The following is a 1,117-nucleotide window of genomic DNA, read 5'->3' on the forward strand; positions in this document are numbered from 1 at the left end:
TGTACTGCCCAGGGACATTGGTTGAAGTCGTGTGAGAACACGGCATAGATTTCCGGCATGACGAAGGCCTCCCGGTGTGGAGTGGAGCTGTCTAAGAAACCGCTGCACACCCAGGAGGCCTTCGTGTCCCACGCTAACGCAACACTGACCCCAAAAACCCGTTTGAAACTCGCCAAATTGGTCGTTCACGAGCACTGGACGATCTCCGAGGCGGCGAAGATGTTCATGGTGTCCTGGCCGACCGCCAAACGCTGGGTCCAGCGCTACCTCGACCACGGAGCCGCGGGCATGCAGGACAGGTCCTCACGGCCGCACCATAGCCCGGCCAGGACACCGCAGGCGTTGGTGAAACGCATCGTTGCCCTGCGGTTACGCAAGCGGCTGGGCCCGGTACAGATCGCCGGACTCCTGGGCATTGCGGCATCGACCGTGCACGCCGTCCTGGTCCGCTGCCGGATCAACAGGCTGCGCTACATCGACCGGCACACGGGAGAACCGATCCGCCGTTACGAGCACGCAGCCCCCGGGGAGATGCTGCACGTAGATGTCACCAAGTTCGGCAACATCCCCGACGGCGGAGGCCACCGGTACCTGGGCCGGCATGAAGGCGGAAGGAACTCCCGGACCTCGGCCGCGCGCACCGGCCTGACCCGTTCCAGCAAACACCCCAGGAACGGCACCGCCTTCGTGCACACGGTCCTGGATGACTACTCCCGCGTCGCCTACGCCGAAATCCACCACGACGAGAAGGCCGTGACCGCCATCGCCGTGCTGCGCCGAGCCGTGGACTGGTTCGCCGACCGCGGCATCACCACCAAACGCGTGCTCTCCGATAACGGATCCGCCTACGTCTCCGGGGCCTGGTCGGACGCCTGCGCCGAACTGGGCATCACACCGAAACGCACACGACCCTACCGGCCCCAGACCAACGGAAAAATTGAACGGTTCCATCGGACCCTCAACGATGGCTGGGCCTACGCGAAGTTCTACGGAACCGAAACAGCCCGCCGCGAGGCCCTCCCCGGCTGGATCCACTACTACAATCACCACAGGCCCCACACCGCCACCGGGAACAAACCACCCGTCAGCCGGCTAACCAACCTCCCTGGGCAGTACA

The 1,117-nt window shown here is 64.4% G+C and carries 1 protein-coding gene; it reads left to right on the forward strand.

Annotation, left to right across the window (positions count from 1 at the left end; genetic code table 11):
- Positions 1-123: 123 nt before the first annotated feature.
- A partial coding sequence (locus tag BMF89_RS21395; RefSeq protein WP_139359780.1) for an IS481 family transposase occupies positions 124-1,117 on the forward strand: 994 nt, incomplete at its 3' end.

The organism is Arthrobacter sp. SRS-W-1-2016, assembly GCF_002009585.1.
Taxonomy (GTDB): domain Bacteria; phylum Actinomycetota; class Actinomycetes; order Actinomycetales; family Micrococcaceae; genus Arthrobacter; species Arthrobacter bambusae_A.